This is a genomic window from Zoogloea sp., assembly GCF_017302315.1.
Taxonomy (GTDB): Bacteria; Pseudomonadota; Gammaproteobacteria; order Burkholderiales; family Rhodocyclaceae; genus Zoogloea.
On record NZ_JAFLDT010000048.1, the window covers coordinates 16716 to 32479 of the forward strand.

Here is a 15764-nt window from a genome sequence, read left to right on the forward strand (position 1 = left end):
CCACAGGAGCGCAAATGCCAAATGTAAAAAAGTCACGAGGGTTTGCCTTGATGACATGAGGTAGGTACTCGATCACGCACCTTGGCGCGCTGGTGACAATGGGCTTTGTGGAGAAATAGGCAATTTTTACAAATACGTTGTCTTTAATATGCGCCTGATCCGTCGTTTCCTGAATGCAAATTTGTTTTTTTTATTGTGAAAAAAAGTGTTAATTCCTGTGCTGCCGGTGTGGAATTTTCCCTGTCGGAGAATTTCGTGGGTTCCTTCACGTATCGAAAGTAGGGGACGAGATCCTTTTAGGGTTCGTGAAGAGGCGGCAAATTTTGTATAAAAAAATATATAAATCAATAACTAAACACTATTTTATATGACCATGGCGTCCATTTTCGGAAGGCTTGTCGTCACCCTCGCAATCCTTTTTTCCATTCTTGTTTGTCGAATTTTTTTACACCCTCCTTGGGTTCGTGATTTTTTACACAGGTAAAAAACCCGATAGAATCCATTAAGTTATTGAGTGGTATTGAAATTATCGTTTTTGACAGTTAAGAGGGGTGTGGTGGCCCGCAAATTGCAGTTGAACCTCCGTTTTTCTTAATTCGCCGCCCTTGGCGCAGGGTCAGGCGAAACAACACGCCAAAACATGGAGGTCGTTCATGGCAACTACGCGGTACTCAACCAGCGTTTCCCTTTGCGAAGACACCAGCAAGAATTTCGAGCTGTTCGATCTGCTCAAGCAAGCTGATCCCAACTACTCCGCCGTGGATCCGGCGCGGATCAAGCTCTACGTTTATGACGGCACCAAGTACGTCGAAGCCACTTCCGGCTACTTCACGGCCGTGGACAAGGACACCTTCACTGTCGATGCAACGCAACTGCCGAACTTCAATGGCGAGCTGAAGGTTCGCGTTCTCGGCACCGACAGCACCGGCAACACCTTCATCCTCGATCTCTCCATCACCGTCACGCCGGTCAATGATGCGCCCTCCGGCACGGATGACTCCGCCAATGTCGCCAGCGGAGACGTGTACGTGCTCGGACTGGACGATTTCGGCTTTTCCGATCCTGTCGAAGGCGACAGCTTCAAGTCGGTGGTCATCACCACCCTGCCGACGGCGGGTACCCTGCTGCTCAACGGTCTTGCCGTGGTCGCGGGCCAGGAGGTGCTGGCTTCCGACGTGGCCGCCGGCCGTCTCACCTACCTTGCACCGACCGATACCGGCGGCGCCATTGGCTTCACCTTCCAGGTGCGCGACTCCGGCGGTACCGATGGTTGTGGCGGCAATGACCTGGATCTGACCCCCAATACCTTCACCTTCAATGTCCCGCTTCCCGCCAAGGCGGTCATCGGCGACACCGTGTGGGAAGACATCAACGGTAATGGCCTGCAGGACTCAGGCGAAGCCGGCATTGGCGGTGTGACCGTCCAGCTACGCGACCCCCAGGGCAATCTGGTGCAGACCACCACCACCGATGCGGCCGGCAAGTACAGCTTTACGGTCAATCCGGGGAGCTACTTCGTGTCCGTTGTCGCACCCGCCGGCTACGCGCCGACGGAGCCGGATGTGGGATCTGATGACACTCTCGACAGCGATGTGGACGGCACCGGCCGTAGCGCCACCGTCACTGTGGCCGCTGGCGAGGTCAACAACACCATTGACGCCGGCCTCTATCGCACCGCCGAGATCGGCAATCGCGTGTGGCTCGACGTCAACGGCAACGGTGTGCAGGACGCGGGCGAGGCCGGTGTCCAGGGCGTCCAGGTTCGCCTGCTCGACGCCAACGGCAATGCCGTTGATGGCCCGATCGCCACCGATGCTAACGGCAACTATCTTTTCTCCGGGCTCAAGCCGGGTGTCTACAGCATCGCCTTCGATCCCGCCACCCTGCCTGCCGGCTATCGCTTTACCACCCCCGATGCCGGTGCCGATGGCGCCGACTCCGACGCGAACCCGCTGGACGGCACCACCATCCAGACCGAACTGGTATCGGGCGAATCGGACCTGACCTGGGACGCCGGTATCGTCGCCAATCCCGGTTCCATCTCGGGCACCGTGACTGAAGATCAGGACAACGACAACGCCGGCGATGTTCCGATTGCGGGCGTGACCGTACAACTGAAGGACAGCACCGGCACCGTGGTGCAGACCACCACGACTGACGCCAACGGCAACTACACCTTCAACAACGTGCCCGCCGGCACCTACACCGTCGTCGAAACCAACAAGCCGGGCTTCTCGGATGTGGGTGACGTGGACGGCGGCGATCCCAACGTGATCGCCGTGACCCTGCCCCCTGGCACCGACAGCACCGGCAATGACTTCGTTGATGAGCGCCTGCCGGGCGTGGTCTCCGGCTCCGTGCTGGAAGACCTGGACAACGACAACGTGGGTGACACTCCGATCCCCGGCGTGACCGTCGAGCTGAAGGACCCGCAGGGCAACGTGGTGCAGACCACCACGACCGACGCCAACGGCAACTACACGTTCAACAACGTGCCGGCCGGCACCTACACCGTTGTCGAAACCAACAAGCCGGGCTTCTCGGATGTGGGCGACAGCGACGGTGGCAACCCCAACACCATCGCCGTGACCGTGACCCCGGGCTCCTCCAGCACCGGCAACGACTTCGTTGACGAGCGTCCTGCCACCCTGGGCGACCGGGTGTGGGAAGACAAGAACGCCAACGGCGTTCAGGATGCCGGCGAAAGCGGCATTGCCAACGTCACCGTGCAGCTCAAGGACACCAGCGGCAACGTGGTGCAAAGCACGACCACCGACGCCAACGGCAACTACGGCTTCACCGTCACCCCGGGCACCTACACGGTGGCCGTGCTCAAACCTGCCGGCTACGAAATCACCGGCCAGGACCTGGGCGGCAATGAAGTGACCGACAGCGACATCAACGCCGCCGGCCAGACGGCCCCGGTGACCCTGCAGTCCGGTCAGAACAACCCGAACGTGGATGCCGGCCTGTACAAGCTGGCCGAGCTGGGCGACAAGGTCTGGTACGACACCAACAAGAACGGCGTGCAGGACGCGGGCGAAGCCGGCGTGCAGGGCGTCAAGGTGTCGCTGCTGGATGCAGCGGGCAACGTGGTCACCACCCAGACCACCGACGCCAGCGGCAACTACCTCTTCACCAGCCTGAAGCCGGGCACCTACAGCGTGCAGTTCGACAAGACCACGTTGCCCACCGGCTACGCGTTCACCTCGCAGGATGCGGGCGCCGACGGTGTGGACAGCGATGCCGACACCAGCACCGGCAAGACCATCCAGACCGTTCTGGATTCGGGCGAATCGGACAAGACCTGGGACGCCGGCATCGTGGCCAACCCCGGTTCCATCTCCGGCACCGTGCGTGAAGACCTGGACAACAACAACAGCGGCGACACCCCCATCGCTGGCGTGACGGTCCAACTGAAGGACAGCACCGGCACCGTGGTGCAGACCACCACGACCGATGCCAACGGCAACTACACGTTCAACAACGTGCCGGCCGGCACCTACACCGTTGTCGAAACCAACAAGCCGGGTTACCTGGACGTTTCCGACATTGATGGTGGCAACCCCAACAGCATCACCGTGACGCTGCCGGCGGGTACCTCCAGCACCGGCAACGACTTCGTTGACGAGCGCACCGCCGCCATCGGCGACAAGGTGTGGCTGGACAAGAATGCCAACGGCGTTCAGGACGCCGGTGAAGCCGGTATTGCCGGTGTCACCGTCAAGCTGCTCGACAGCACCGGTACCGTGGTGGGCACCTCCACGACCGATGCCAACGGCAACTACCAGTTCAGTAACCTGACCCCGGGTGACTATGCCGTACAGGTCGCCGCACCAGCGGGCTACTTTGTCAGCCCGAAGGACCAGGGCGGCAACGACACCACCGACAGCGACATCGACCCGACCACCGGCAAGACCATCAACACCACCCTCAGCGCCGGTGAAACCGATCCGACCTGGGATGCCGGCCTGTATCAGAAGGCTGCCCTCGGCGACAAGGTGTGGCTGGATACCAACAAGAACGGTGTTCAGGACACGGGCGAAGCCGGTGTCTCCGGTGTCACCGTGAAGCTGCTTGACAGCAACGGCAACGTCGTTTCCACCGCAACCACCGACGCGAACGGCAACTACCTGTTCAAGGATCTGGTACCGGGCAACTACTCGGTTCAGGTCGTGGCGCCGGCTGGCACGAGCTTCACCGGCAAGGACCTGGGCGGCAACGACACCACCGACAGCGATGTGGATAGCACCGGCAAGTCCGGCGTCATCAACCTCGAGTCCGGTGAAACCGATACCTCCGTGGATGCCGGCCTGACCCAGGCCACCGCTTCCTACGGTGACAAGGTGTGGCTGGACAAGAACGCCAATGGCGTGCAGGAGGCGGGGGAAGGCGGCATTGCCGGCGTCACCGTCAAGCTGCTGAACAGCGCCGGTTCCGTGGTGGCCACCACCACCACCGACGCCAACGGCAACTACCTGTTCGACAACCTGACCCCGGGTGATTACTCCGCCCAGATCGTGGCCCCCACCGGCTACTTCCTGAGCGCCAAGGATCAGGGCGGCAACGACGCCACCGACAGCGACTTCGACCCGACCACCGGCAAGACCATCGTGACTACGCTGGCCACCGGTGAAGCGGATCTGTCCTGGGATGCGGGCCTGTACCAGAAGGCGTCCATCGGCGACAAGGTTTGGGCCGATTGCGACACCGACGGCATCCAGGATGCCAATGAAGCGGGCGTCGTAGGCGTGACCGTGAAGTTGCTGAACAGCGCCGGCACCGTGGTGGCCACCACCATGACCGATGCCAACGGCAACTACCTGTTCAAGGATCTGGTACCGGGCAGCTACTCGGTGCAGGTCGTGGCGCCGACGGGCTACACCATCACCGCCAAGGATCAGGGCGCCAACGATGCCGTGGATTCCGATGCGGACCAGACCACTGGCAAGACCGTGACCACCGTGCTGGAATCGGGTGAGAACGACACGAGCTGGGACGCCGGCCTGGCTGCCAAGGTGGTGACCGCCACCTTCGACTTCAACGGCAACATGGCCACGGACGGTACGGATGGGAACGTCCTGTGCTTCAGCAACAACGGCATCACTGTCAATGCCAGCGCTTTCAGCCGTGACAAGGGCACCGGCGCGTGGGCCAAGGCCTACCTCGGTGCCTACGGCGGCGGCCTGGGCGTGACCGACAGTTCGGAAGGTTCGGGCAGCGGCAACACCCACACGGTGGATAACAACGGCACTCGGGATAACTACGTGCTGTTCGAGTTCAGCCAGTCCGTGGTGGTCGACAAGGCCTACCTGGGCTACGTGGTGGGCGACAGCGATGCCAAGGTGTGGATCGGTACCGTGAATGGCGCCTTCGACAGCCACATCACCCTGTCCGACGCGGTGCTGTCCAGCATGGGCTTCACCGAAGTCAATGCCACCACGCTCACGTCTGCCCGCTGGGCCGACCTGAACGCCAATGGTTTCGTGGGTAATGTTCTGATCGTTGCTGCGGCGACGGGGGAGACCAACGACTACTTCAAGATCCAGAATCTGGTCGTGAATACGCCGTCGGCCTTCTGCGCCACAGACGTCAGCATCGGCGACAAGGTGTGGGAGGACAGCAACGCCAACGGCGTCCAGGACGCGGGTGAAGCCGGCATCGCCGGGGTCACCGTGAAGCTGCTCAACAGCGCCGGTACCGTGCTGACCACGACCACCACTGACGCCAGCGGCAACTACCTGTTCAGCGGCCTGCCGGCAGGCAGCTACAAGGTTCAGGTGGTTACGCCGACCGGTTATGTCATCACCACCAAGGACGCCACCGTGGCGACCGATGCCACCGACAGCGACATCGACGCCAGCGGCATCTCCGGTCTCTACACCCTGACCGGCGGCAGCAACAACCTGACCGTTGATGCCGGTTTCTACAAGGCCCGTGCCTCCCTTGGTGACAAGGTGTGGTGCGATACCGACAAGGACGGCATCCAGGATGCCGGCGAAGCAGGCGTGTGCGGCGTGACCGTCAAGCTGCTCGACGCCAACGGCACGGTTGTCGCCACCACCACCACCGATACCAGCGGCAACTACAAGTTCAGCAACCTGAACCCGGGTGATTATTCCGTGCAGGTCGTGGCCCCCACCGGCTACGCCTTCTCGGCCAAGGATCAGGGTACCAACGATGCGGTGGATTCCGATGTGGATACCACCACCGGCAAGTCGGCCCTCACCACCCTGGTGGCCGGTGAGAACGACGTTTCCCTGGATGCGGGTATCTACTGTCTGCCCACCACCGCCAGAGTTGGGGACCGGGTGTGGGAGGACATGAACTACAACGGCATCCAGGATGCCGGTGAGGCGGGTGTCAAGGGTGTGACCGTCAAGCTGCTCAACTCTGCCGGGTCCGTGGTGGCCACCACCACGACCGACGCGAGCGGCAACTACCTGTTCAGCAACGTCAATGCCGGTGATTACAAGGTGCAGGTGGTGGCCCCGACCGGCTACTACTACACCAAGCAGGATCAGGCGGGCTGGAACGGCACCGACAGCGCGGTCAACTCGTCGGGCTACTCCGGCATCTTCTCCCTGGCGGCTGGTCAGTCCCTGCTCAAACTGGATGCCGGCCTGTATCGCAAGGCCAGCATCGGGGACAAGGTCTGGGCCGATTGGGATCACGACGATGTCCAGGATGCGGGCGAAGGCGTGGTGAAGAACGTCAAGGTGATGCTGCAGAACGCTGCGGGCACCACCATTGCGACGACCTACACCGATGTGAATGGCAACTACAAGTTCACCAACCTGGATCCGGGCACCTACCGCATCGCCTTCGACAAGACCAGTGGCATCCATACCTCGGATGGCGCTTCGGTCAAGTACTGGAGCTGGGCTGATCCCAACATCGGTACCAACGACAGTGTGGACTCGGACGGTGTTGCCGCAACCTACACCAGCGTCGCCTACACGGCCTACACCAACCTGGTGTCCGGTGAGGCCGACATGACCTGGGATGCCGGCGTCACTCCGATTGTCCTTGACCTGGATGGCAACGGCATCCAGACCATCGCCCGGGAAGATTCGGGTGGCAAGTTCGACCTGCTGGGTACCGGTGCCGGTATTGACAGCGGCTGGATCTCCTCCGGGGACGCCTTCCTGGCCGTCGATATCGACGGTGACGGCAAGGTCACCAGCGTGGCCGAGCTGTTCGGTGGTTACAGCAAGGGCGACGGCTTTGCCAAGCTGGAATCCTTCGACAGCAATGGCGACGGCTTCGTCGATGCCAAGGACGCCGCATTCGGCGATCTGCGCGTCTGGCAGGATCTGAATGGCAACCACCAGACCGACGACGGCGAGCTGCGCAGCCTGTCCGAGGCCGGTGTGGCTAGCCTGAAGGTGGACTTCGTCGAACTGCCGGCCATCGATGAGCAGGGCAACCTGCACCTCGAGCGTTCCAGCGCAACCCTGGCCGATGGCAGCAGCATCGACATGGCTGACGTGTATTTCAACGTCTCCGTGGCCGACGCCGAGGCCGCCGGCATCGAGCTGCCCAGCTTGTCCGCCCTTCTGGGCGACGACCGCAGCCTCGACGAAGCCCTGGGCTCCACGGTGATCACGGTCGAAGTGACCGCCACCAGTGCCACGGTCATCAACTGCGTGAGCGACGGTGCCGTGAGCGCCATGAGCCAGCTGGCCAACCTGTATGACGAGCAGCAACTTGCCCTGATGGCAGCCTGAGCATGACCCCGTCCGGCCGGGTGCGTCCCGGCCGGGCTTTCAGGATCCATCCGGATAGCCAGTCACTTTTTTAACGTAGGAGAAATATCAATGACTTACAGCAACATCTTCAAGAAGTCGGCCCTGGCCCTCGCGGCCGTCGGCCTTTTCGCCAGCGCTTCCGCCCAGGCTGACTCCCTGGTGATTGAGCAGGACATCAACTCCCTGGCCTTCACGGTTAACGTCAGCGGTACGCAGGATGATGTTGTTGCCGGCGTCTTCAATGTCGACAACCTCACCACCGGCACCAGCTTCCTGGCCTTCTGTTTCGAGCTGCTGCAAGGCGTGAATGTGAATGCCCTGACTCCCCCGGGTCTCGTCTTTACCGCCGGCAGCACGGCCAATGCCGATCTGCAGACCCTGTTCAACCAGAGCTACTCAAGCCTCGATTTCAACGACGCCTCCCAGCTGGCAGGCTTCCAGATCGCCCTGTGGGAAACCCTGGATGACAAGAGCCTCACCTCCGGTACCTATCGGAACTGGGCTGGCGACACCGGCAGCATTGAAGAAGACCTGGCCCTGATCGTTGCCGAGACCTTCCTCGACAACATCACTCTGGGTGCCCCGGGCACTGGAAACTACAAGCTGACCACCTGGCTCAACGGCAACAGCCAGGACTTGATCCAGGCGACCCCGGGCACCACCGTTCCGGAACCCACCTCCATGCTGCTGGGCGCATTGGGGCTGGCCGGCATGGCCGCCGTTCGTCGTCGCAAGGCCTGATAGTCCGGAGAGACACCCGTCCAGGGTGTCCGTCGGGCAAGGCACGCTGCGGGAAGCGGAGGAGGGGATGCCCTTTTCCGCTTCTTGCGCATTCAGCCCGACAAGGGACCGTCTGGCGCAGCGGATAGGCTTATCCCTGTAAAATGGCAGTCCCCGTACGTTGTTTCGTGGCCGATTTCCATGGCGTGTGGCGCAGGCCTGCCAGCGTTCTTTGGTTCGCGTTGCAGCGCTTTATCGTCTGAGGTTTTCATGCATCGAACGCGTTTTTTCCTGCCCCTGGTTCTGGGCGTGGGCCTTGTCTCCCTTTCCCCCCTTGTCAATGCCGACCTGATGCTTGGTACTCAGCCCATCCCCCAGGAGGGTGGTGCTCGCGCCGATGGCAGCGCCTTGGCGCGGGGCCGGGCGGCGCTGCGCGCGAGGAATTTCGAGCAGGCCGAGAAGGCGTTCAGTGAGGCATACCGCCAGAATCCCTCGTCGGTTGAGGCCATGCTGGGCATGGCTGCCGTCAGCCACGTGCAGGGCAAGGAAAAGCTTGCGCGGGACTGGATGTCCAGCGCCGTTGCGATGGCTCCCGGTCAGCCGGCCGTTCTTCAGGCCCAGGCCCGTCTGCTGGTGGAGCAGGGCCTGCCCGCTGCCGCAGAAGAGAGCTACAAGGCTGCCATCGGCGCCCGTCCGGACGAGGTTCAGCTCAAGCTCGATCTGGCGACTTTGTATGCCGAGTCCCTCAAGAAGCCCGGACAGGCGGTCAGCCTGTTACGCGATGTCGTGCGGCAGCGCCCCGACATGGTCGACGCCCAGTATCAGCTCGGTGTGGCCCTGTCCATGGACGGACGGGTCGATGAGGCCGGACGGGTGCTTGATGATGCCCTGCGTCGGGAGCCCGGAAATGCGCGTGTACTGCATGCCCGTGCCCTTGTGCTGCTCAAGCAGGGGCAGCCTGAGCGGGCTCTCGAATTGCTGGACAAGGCCTTGGCCCAGCGCAAGGATTTTGCCCCTGCGATGATGGCGCGGGGCGATGCCCTGCAGGCGCTCGGTCGCAGCGAGCAGGCCCTCGAGGCCTACCGTCGTGCTGTTCCGATGGCGCCATCGAGTGCTTTGCCCCACGCCCTCGTGGCCCAGACGCTGCAGCGCCTGAAGCGCAACGGCGAGGCGGAGAAGGCGTATCGGGAAGCCCTCCGCCTGGAGCCCGACAACATCCGGGTAGCCAACAATCTGGCGGTCTTGCTCGCCACCCAGAACTCAGGCTTGGACGAGGCCCTCAGCCTGGCCCGCCGGGCGGTAGACAAGGAGCCGGGGCGCGGAACCTATTTCGATACCCTCGGCCTGGTCCTGCAGGCCCGGGGCGATGCAGCGGGAGCGCGGCAGGCTTTTGAGCGCGCGCTCTCCCTGGAGCCCGGCAACGCGGAGTTCCGCCAGCATCTGAGTCAGGCAGGGACGGCCACGGTGGCCGCCATGGCTGCCACCGTGGCGCCGGCAAAAGCGCTACCGGTCGCCGCACCGTCGACCGCTGCCGCGCCGGTGGCGCAGCAAGCCCCCATCACCAAGCCTGTGGCGGCGGGCGAGGATGCGGTCCGTCTGGTGAGCTCGCGTCTGGAGGCTTGGCGTCTGGCCTGGGAGTCGAAGGATGCAGGCCGCTACCTGGCGTTCTACGCCAGCAGTTTCGTGCCGGCCGACAAGCGTGCCCGTAGTGCCTGGGAGGCGGATCGCCGCAGCAAGCTCGACAAGAAGGGTGAGATCAAGGTTCAGGTCAATGCACCCAGCATCAAGGCTGAAGGCGAAGTCGTATCCGTGATCTTCGAGCAGCGCTACCAGTCCGGCAATTACAGTGATGCGGCCCGCAAGCAGCTCGAATGGGTTCGCGATGGTGGCGAGTGGAAGATCCGTCGGGAGCAGCAGATCTGATCGCTGCTGCCGGGGCGCAAGCCGCCGCTGCGGGGCCATTCTGGTGATGTGATGGCGTCTGTTCTATTGCTCACGCGATCTGCCAGCGGTTGCCGCCGCTGCGTTTGGCGGCGTACATGGCCCGGTCGGCCAGGATCTGCAGATGGGCCGGGTTGTAGCCGTCCTCGGGGTAGAGGGCAACGCCGATGCTGATGCCGAGATGGCAGCCTGGAATGTTGTCGCGGGGAAGGTCGAGCACGTGGGTGACAAGCCGTTCGCATAACTGATCCACGTCGTCCTTGCCATGCAGTAGGGGGCACAGGATCGCGAATTCGTCGCCACCCAGTCGGGCGACAATATCGGTGGCGCGGGCGGCTGCCTCAAGGCGGCTGGCAACGGCGCGGAGAATGGTGTCTCCGGCGGCGTGCCCGAAGCGATCATTGATCCCCTTGAATCCGTCCAGATCGAGCATCAGCAGGGCCCCTGGCTGGGCATCCATCCGGGCCCGGCTGAGCTGGGCTCCCACTGCCTCTTCAAAGGCCTTGCGGTTGGCAATCCCGGTGAGAGGGTCGTGGCGGGCCATGGCCTGCCAGCGCCGGCTGTCTTCTTCCATGCTGCGGTGACGGCGCAGCATGCCGAATACGATCAACAGGAAGTTCACCATCGCGAGGGCGAAGGCGCCGGTCTGGATGAGGCGGAGATCGCGCGTGCGGCGCACCGAGTCGTGTTCGAGCGCTGTGGTCAGGCGGTTCATCAGGGCCAGGATCTCCTGGTTGTGACTGACCATGTATGCGGCCGCCGGGCCCCGGTCGGAATCGGGAGCGTCCCGGGTGGCAGCGAGCAGTGCGGATACCGGCGCGATCAGAGCTCGGGTGGTGGCGACAATATGGGCGCTTTCCCCCTGCACCGCCTGTAGATGGGCCACGGTGCCGTCGCTGCCGCGAGCTTCTCCTCCTTCGGCAAAGGCCTTGATGGTCTGTTCAAAAAGGCCGAAGGCATCATCCGTTTCCTGGCGTGATCTGAGTAAGTCTTCGCCTTGAGTCGGCCGGGTGGTGAGGAGGAGGGCCTTGGTGGTCTGCTGGGACAGCATGCGCTGGCGGCCGGCGAGATTGATCGCCACCGCATCCTGGGCGACCTGCTCGGCAATCCACAGATTGATCACCAGGATAGCCAGGTCGAGCACCACGAACAGCACGATGGCTGTCATGAGGCGGCGGGGCGAGCCGATGAGGGCGCTGACCGGGATGGGCATGGGGTTTGGGGCGTTTGCTGCAGTATGCCAGATAGGCAGGATAACGGCCCGGGGCCCGAGAACCGGAGATTTTTCTGCCCGAAATAGGGAATGCGGCCCAAGGGCCGCATTCCGGGGTGCATCGAGGGGGTGGAGCCTGCGAAGAAGCCTGGCGATCAGTCCTTGAAGCGTTCCTCGAGCGCAGCAATGGCCGGCAGGGTCTTGCCTTCGAGGAATTCCAGGAAGGCACCACCACCGGTGGAGATGTAACCCACGTCGTCGGCGATGTGGAACTTGGCGATGGCCGCCAGGGTGTCGCCGCCGCCTGCGATGGAAAAGGCTTCGGAGTGGGCGATGGCCGAGGCCATCATCTTGGTGCCACCGGCAAACTGGGGCAGTTCGAACACCCCGACCGGGCCGTTCCAGACAATGGTGCCGGCGTTGGCGATGATTTCGGAGAGCTTGGCTGCGGTCTTCGGGCCCACGTCGAGGATGCGGTCGTGGGCGGCTACGTCGTCGACGGAGATCTTGTTGGCACGGGCCAGGGCGGATACTTCGTCGGCCACCACCACGTCCACGGGCAGGGGGACTTCGGCGCCGCGCGCTTTCATGATGTCCATGATGGCGTGGGCTTCCTTGACCAGGTCGGGCTCGGCCAGGGAGTCGCCGATGCGCTTGCCGGAGGCCAGCAGGAAGGTGTTGGCGATGCCGCCCCCGACAATGAGCTGGTCCACCTTGTCGGCCAGGGACTTGAGGATGGTCAGCTTGGAGGACACCTTGGAGCCACCGACGATGGCCACCAGGGGCCGCTTGGGCGCGTGCAGGGCCTTGCCCAGGGCGTCGATCTCGGCGCCCATCAGGATGCCGGCACAGGCCACCGGGGCGAAGCGGGCGATGCCGTGGGTGGTGGCTTCGGCCCGGTGGGCGGTGCCGAAGGCGTCGTTCACATAGATGTCGCACAGGGCGGCCATCTTGCGGGCGAGTTCTTCGTTGTCCTTTTTCTCGCCCTTGTTGCAGCGGCAGTTCTCCAGCAGCACAACCTCGCCCGGGGCGACCTCGAAGCCGCCATCCACCCAGTTCTGGATCAGGCGCACCGGCTTGCCGAGCATCTGGCCCAGGCGCACCGCCACCGGGGCCAGGGTGTCGTCAGCCTTCAGCTCGCCCTCGGTGGGGCGACCCAGGTGCGAGGTGACCATGACCGCCGCGCCGCCCTCGAGGGCGTACTTGATGGACGGGATGGAGGCACGGATGCGGGTGTCTTCGGTGATGTTGCCAGCGTCGTCCTGGGGAACATTGAGATCGGCGCGGATGAAGACCTTTTTGCCCTTGACGTCGAGATCGGTGAGTTTCTTGACTTGCATGATGATGTTCTTCGAGGCTCTGGAATGAAAAACGCCCCGCGTGGGGCGGGGCGTCGAAACAGCAGGATTACTTGGCGTTCACGAAGGCGCGGGCCGCGTCGAGCATGCGGCAGGAGTAGCCCCATTCGTTGTCGTACCAGGCCAGCACCTTGACCAGCACGGAGCCGTCTTCACCCTTGATCACGCGGGTCTGCGTGGCATCGAAGGTGGAGGAGACGGTGGTGTGGTTGAAGTCGGAGGAAACCAGCGGCTCGTTGTTCACTGCCAGGATGCCCTTGAGGGGACCATTGGCGGCAGCGGTCATCAGCGCGTTGATTTCTTCCTTGGTGGTGGCGCGGTCGGCGGTGAAGGTCAGGTCCACCAGCGAGACGTTGATGGTGGGCACGCGCAGGGCGAAGCCGTCCACCTTGCCCACCAGCTGGGGCAGCACCAGGCCCACGGCCTTGGCGGCACCAGTCTTGGTGGGGATGATGTTGGCGGCGGCGGCGCGGGCACGGCGCAGATCCTTGTGGCGCACGTCCACGGTCACCTGGTCGTTGGTGTAGGCGTGGATGGTGGTCATCAGGCCCTGTTTGATGCCGACGCTGTCGGCCAGGATCTTGGCGACCGGGGCCAGGCAGTTGGTGGTGCAGGAGGCGTTGGAGACGACGGTCATGCCGGCCTTCAGCGCTTCTTCGTTGACGCCCATGACGATGGTGGTGTCCACGTCGTCACCGCCGGGGGCGGAGATCAGCACGCGCTTCGCGCCCTGGTCGAGCAGCGCCTGGGCCTTGGCCTTGGTGGTGTAGGCGCCGGTGCATTCCAGCAGCACGTCGACACCGTGGATGCCCCAGTTGACGCCCTTGGGATCCTTGGTGGAGTAGAAGGGGATCTTCTTGCCGTCGATGATGATGGTGTTTTCGCCTTCGGTCTCCACGGAGGTGGCGAAGCGGCCATGGGTGGTGTCGTACTTCAGCAGGTGGGCGTTGGTGGCCAGATCGCCGGAGGCGTTGATGGCGACCACTTCAAACTCGTTCTGCAGACCCTGCTCGTAGATGGCGCGAAGCGTGCAGCGACCGATACGACCGAAACCATTGATGGCGACCTTGATGCTCATCGATTCTTCTCCCTAGTTCAGATACACGAAACCAATATCACGTTGCTTGCGGCACCCGCGGGGTGCCGGCCCTGTTGTCCTGTCGAATCCGTCGCCGCTTCAGGCGAGAACCTTCTTCACGGCAGCCACCACGGCATCGGTGGTGATGCCGAAGTACTTGAACAGTTCGCCTGCCGGGGCGGATTCGCCGAAGCGATCCACTCCGATGACGGCACCCTCAAGGCCGACATACTTGTACCAGCCATCGGTGACGCCGGCTTCGACGGCCACCCGGGGCAGGCCGGCAGGCAGTACGGCGCTGCGGTAGGCTGCGTCCTGGCGATCGAAGACATTGGTGCTGGGCATGGACACCACCCGTATTGCAATGCCTTCGTCGGCGAGCTGCTTCTGGGCCGCCATGGCCAAGGCCACTTCGGAACCGGTCGCGATGATAACGGCTTGCGCCTTGCCCGTCTGTGCAGGAGTACCGGCTTCGGAAAGGATGTAGCCGCCACGGCGGATGTCCGCCACCTGGTCGGCGCTGCGGACCTGGAAAGGCAGGTTCTGACGGGAGAATGCCAGTGAAGACGGGCCTTCCCTGCGTTCGATGGCAGCGGCCCAGGCCACGGCGGATTCGGTGGTGTCACAGGGGCGCCACACGTCCATGTTGGGGATGAGGCGCAGGGAGGCGGTCTGCTCCACCGGCTGGTGGGTCGGGCCGTCTTCACCGAGGCCGATGGAGTCGTGGGTGAACACGAAGATCTGGCGCACCTTCATCAGCGCCGCCATGCGCAGGGCATTGCGGGCGTATTCGCTGAACATCAGGAAGGTGGCGGTGTAGGGGATCAGGCCGCCATGCAGGGCGATGCCGTTGGCGATGGCCGCCATGCCGAACTCGCGCACGCCGTAATAGACGTAGTTGCCGCCGGTGGCCTTGCTGACGCCCTTGGCGCCGGACCACAGGGTCAGGTTGGAGCCGGCCAGGTCGGCGGAGCCGCCGAGGAGCTCGGGCAGCCTGGGTGCGAAGGCCTCAATGCTGTTCTGGCTGGCCTTGCGGGTGGCGATGGTCTCGCCCTTTTCGGTGACCTTGGCGAGCACCGCATCCACGTGGGCAGCCCAGTCGGCGGGCAGCTCACCGGCCATGCGGCGGGTGAACTCGGCGGCGAGCTCGGGGAACTCGGCGGCGTAGGCGGCGAAGCGGGTGTTCCATTGCGCCTCGGCGGCAGCACCCTTGGCCCTGGCGTCCCAGGCGGCGTAGACGTCGGCCGGGATCTCAAAGGCAGGATGGGGCCAGCCGATGTGGGCGCGGGTGGCTTCGATCTCGGCAGCGCCCAGCGGGGCGCCGTGCACGTCGTGGCTGTCCTGCTTGTTGGGGGAGCCGGCGCCGATGAGGGTCTTGCAACAGATCAGCGAGGGCTTGCCGGTCTCGGCCTGGGCAGCCTTCAGGGCGGCTTCGATCTCGACCGGGTCGTGGCCCTGCACGTCGCGCACCACATGCCAGCCGTAGGCTTCGAAGCGCTTGGGGGTGTCGTCGGTGAACCAGCCTTCGACATGGCCGTCGATGGAGATGTTGTTGTCGTCGTAGAAGGCGATCAGCTTGCCCAGGCCCCAGGTGCCGGCCAGGGAGCAGGCTTCGTGGGAGATGCCCTCCATCAGGCAACCGTCACCCAGGAACACATAGGTGTGGTGATCGACGATGGTGTGGCCGGGGCGATTGAAGCTGT

Annotated in this window: 7 protein-coding genes; 3 read left to right on the forward strand and 4 right to left on the reverse strand. The window is 63.4% G+C overall.

Features of this window, described 5'->3' with window-relative positions; all coding sequences use genetic code 11:
* Nucleotides 1-653: 653 nt before the first annotated feature.
* From J0L98_RS14255 to J0L98_RS14265, 3 genes are all read left to right on the forward strand, one after another.
* Nucleotides 654-7730 (forward strand): SdrD B-like domain-containing protein, encoded by a 7077-nt coding sequence (locus J0L98_RS14255; RefSeq protein ID WP_296412438.1) that lies wholly within the window; start codon nucleotides 654-656, stop codon nucleotides 7728-7730.
* Between the two features lie 90 nt (nucleotides 7731-7820).
* On the forward strand, nucleotides 7821-8492 hold the full coding sequence (locus J0L98_RS14260; RefSeq protein ID WP_296412439.1) for a PEP-CTERM sorting domain-containing protein: 672 nt from the start codon (nucleotides 7821-7823) through the stop codon (nucleotides 8490-8492).
* A gap of 249 nt (nucleotides 8493-8741) precedes the next feature.
* A complete protein-coding gene (locus J0L98_RS14265; RefSeq protein WP_296412440.1) occupies nucleotides 8742-10394 on the forward strand; it encodes a tetratricopeptide repeat protein in 1653 nt (550 codons plus the stop codon).
* A 70-nt stretch (nucleotides 10395-10464) separates the two neighbouring features.
* Here the strand turns inward: J0L98_RS14265 and J0L98_RS14270 are convergent, their stop codons facing one another.
* From J0L98_RS14270 to tkt, 4 genes are all read right to left on the reverse strand, one after another.
* The gene (locus tag J0L98_RS14270) at nucleotides 10465-11625 is read right to left on the reverse strand and encodes a diguanylate cyclase (RefSeq protein ID WP_296412441.1); all 1161 of its coding nucleotides are present in this window, start codon (nucleotides 11623-11625) and stop codon (nucleotides 10465-10467) included.
* 155 nt (nucleotides 11626-11780) lie between these two features.
* Complete coding sequence (locus J0L98_RS14275) at nucleotides 11781-12965, reverse strand: phosphoglycerate kinase (protein ID WP_296408580.1); 1185 nt, start codon at nucleotides 12963-12965, stop codon at nucleotides 11781-11783.
* A gap of 67 nt (nucleotides 12966-13032) precedes the next feature.
* On the reverse strand, nucleotides 13033-14061 hold the full coding sequence (gene gap / locus J0L98_RS14280) for a type I glyceraldehyde-3-phosphate dehydrogenase (RefSeq protein WP_296412442.1): 1029 nt from the start codon (nucleotides 14059-14061) through the stop codon (nucleotides 13033-13035).
* A gap of 99 nt (nucleotides 14062-14160) precedes the next feature.
* Nucleotides 14161-15764 (reverse strand): transketolase (gene tkt / locus J0L98_RS14285; protein WP_296412443.1); only part of this gene is annotated, 1604 nt, incomplete at its 5' end.

What these genes read in the sequence shown, in the direction of transcription:
- J0L98_RS14255 (WP_296412438.1), top strand. Translation starts at nt 654, where the DNA reads ATGGCAACTACGCGGTACTCAACCAGCGTTTCCCTTTGCGAAGACACC.
- J0L98_RS14260 (WP_296412439.1), top strand. Translation starts at nt 7,821, where the DNA reads ATGACTTACAGCAACATCTTCAAGAAGTCGGCCCTGGCCCTCGCGGCC.
- J0L98_RS14265 (WP_296412440.1), top strand. Translation starts at nt 8,742, where the DNA reads ATGCATCGAACGCGTTTTTTCCTGCCCCTGGTTCTGGGCGTGGGCCTT.
- J0L98_RS14270 (WP_296412441.1), bottom strand. Translation starts at nt 11,625, where the DNA reads ATGCCCATCCCGGTCAGCGCCCTCATCGGCTCGCCCCGCCGCCTCATG.
- J0L98_RS14275 (WP_296408580.1), bottom strand. Translation starts at nt 12,965, where the DNA reads ATGCAAGTCAAGAAACTCACCGATCTCGACGTCAAGGGCAAAAAGGTC.
- gap (WP_296412442.1), bottom strand. Translation starts at nt 14,061, where the DNA reads ATGAGCATCAAGGTCGCCATCAATGGTTTCGGTCGTATCGGTCGCTGC.